Here is a 2,295-nt window from a genome sequence, read left to right as displayed (position 1 = left end):
TTTGCTAAGGAAAAAGTGCGTTTGGCGATGCGTTATCTCATAGATTATGAAGGTCTTGGCAAGAAGCTTCTCAAAGGTGTTGGTGTTCCACGGGCCAGTTTTATTCCTCTTGGCAACTTTGGGGCTTTAGATGAAAAAGAAGGGCAACCCTTTAAACTTGATATTCAAAAAGCCAAGCAGCTTTTAGCAGAAGCTGGTTATCCGAATGGATTTGAGGCAAATTTTCTCGTATCAAATGCTCCTTATAGGGTGTTAGTTGCTCAGTCACTCCAAGATAGTGCCGCAAAGGCGGGGGTGCGTCTTAAAATTGAACGGATGGCCGGTACACAGTTGTTTTCTAAACTTTATGCACGGGCTTTTGATACGATTTTTGTCGGATGGAATAATGATTCTGCGGATCCTCATACCATGGCTTCACGTCTTGTTTATAATCCAGATAATCGGCTTGAGGCAAAAAATACCGCCTATCCTAGTTGGCAATATGGGTATTTGGATGAAACGATGAATCAAAAGGTTCAGGATGCATTGTTTCAAAAAGATCCGCAAAAACGGGCACAACTCTATGCTGATTTACAACGTGAATTGATGCAAAAAGGACCTTATGCGTTTATCTTTCAGAAATATACTGTTATCGCGATGACGCCTGATATCAAAAAGTGGGTTTGGAATAGTGCGCCACATATTTTTTATAGTAAAATTGAAAAATAAGAGTGTCTTCAATGCTGTTCAATAGATAAAGGGCATCGTCATGATATATTCGGCGTATTGTATAAATTTTCAAGTTTTGCAATGCGTCGAAGATCATAGGTAATGCGTGATATATTGTTGAATGTCTTTTCAAGACATTCGTTTAAAGATATTTTTCATTCTCATTAGAGGTGTATTTAAATGGATGTTAAGATCGATATTTCAATTTTTCTGAATTAGAAAGTGGTCAATTTATTTGTTAAAAAACTGAGAGTAACATAAAAAAACTAAGTGTAACAAATATCGCGGAATTTAGTGGTGCTAAAGGTGCAAAGGTTTTGCGATGTTGAAGGAAAGTTTTGTTATGGGGGTACACAAGAGATATCAGTTTTTTATGGTGTTTATATTTTCTTTTGCTTTGAAAGATGATGAGATGTCATTTGGAGGGTGTTATTTTACGGGGAGTGATGAAAAAATTAAATTTTCTTTTGAAGAAGGAATAAAAGTCGTTGCATTTGGCAAACTAACGAATTTTTCTGTTTTATCAAATCGTCAAATTGTTATGAAGGCTCGTTGTTATTAAGGTACTTGAGCTAAAAGGGGTAGTGCTTTGATGGTATAGAAAACGCCGGAAGAAATACGAGACAAGCTTGCTTAACAAGATAGAAAAAATACAGGTTTTATAGTCTTCAATAGTAGGCGTTATGATATCGTGATTAAGCTCTGTTGTTGGTGAGCGTTCATTGTATATCAGAGTGTTTTCCTTTGTATGTTTTAGTTTGGCTTATAAGTGTAGACAAGAGGAGTCATTGGCAAGAGGTGCTTGTTCTTGAAGATTTTAAAGTTTGGTCTTTAGGAGCCTATCGTTCGTCTAAACTTAAATTAAGCACGTTTTGCTGCATGGAGAATTTATACAATAAACGTTAAAAGGAAAATTCTATGAACATGAAAAGAAAAATATTGAAAAAGGGCAGTTCTTTTGTTTCTGCTGTTCTTGCAATGGGGATGTTTGTGCAACAAGTTTCAGCAAAAACACCCGCCGATACGCTTGTGATGGCTTGGAATCTCGATCCAATAAATACATTTGACCCTGCACAACTCAATGACCGTTATGGAATTGAAGTGGTTAACAATATTTGTGATAATTTAGTCGTTTCTGCTACAGATGATGCGGCTAAAATGGTTCCCTCGTTAGCGAAGAGTTGGGATGTTTCAAGTGATGATCAGAGTACGGTGATTACTTTTCACTTGCGTGATGGTTTAAAGTTTTATGATGGTCGTTCTGCGAATGCCAATGATCTTGTTTGGGGTATGAAGCGGGTTGTCAAATTGAAATTGGCTAATGCGGCAACATTTAATGAATATGGGATTACAGAACAAAACGTTGATGAGGCTTTTCAAGCACCGGACGACAAAACAGTGGTGATGAAATTTGATAAACCTTATCCAGCAGAGCTTATTCTTAGCAATATTTCCACTAATCGCACTGCTGCCTTGCTGGATCGTGAGACACTCATGAAACACGAAAAAGATGGTGATATGGGAAACCGGTATTTGGCAAGCCATTCTGCTTGCGTTGGTCCTTATCAGCTAGAGAGTTGGCGCCCT

Annotated in this window: 3 protein-coding genes; all 3 read left to right on the top strand. The window is 37.7% G+C overall.

The genetic code is table 11. The features are described from left to right. Positions 1-708 (top strand): ABC transporter substrate-binding protein (locus tag ACFIQE_RS08240; RefSeq protein WP_375621868.1); only part of this gene is annotated, 708 nt, incomplete at its 5' end. A 343-nt stretch (positions 709-1,051) separates the two neighbouring features. After that, positions 1,052-1,270: a hypothetical protein gene (locus tag ACFIQE_RS08235; RefSeq protein WP_375641149.1), complete on the top strand. Its 219-nt coding sequence runs from the start codon at positions 1,052-1,054 to the stop codon at positions 1,268-1,270. Positions 1,271-1,626: 356 nt separating this feature from the next. Further along, a partial coding sequence (locus ACFIQE_RS08230) for an ABC transporter substrate-binding protein (RefSeq protein WP_375707514.1) occupies positions 1,627-2,295 on the top strand: 669 nt, incomplete at its 3' end.

It is taken from the genome of Bartonella sp. AA1HLJMS, from assembly GCF_042197445.1.
Lineage (GTDB): Bacteria > Pseudomonadota > Alphaproteobacteria > Rhizobiales > Rhizobiaceae > Bartonella.
The sequence above is the reverse complement of the archived record's forward strand: the minus strand, read 5'-3'. Positions and strand labels throughout refer to the sequence as shown.

Bases quoted from the DNA above. Each gene is read 5' to 3' on its own strand.
- ACFIQE_RS08235 (WP_375641149.1), top strand. From the start codon at position 1,052: ATGGGGGTACACAAGAGATATCAGTTTTTTATGGTGTTTATATTTTCT.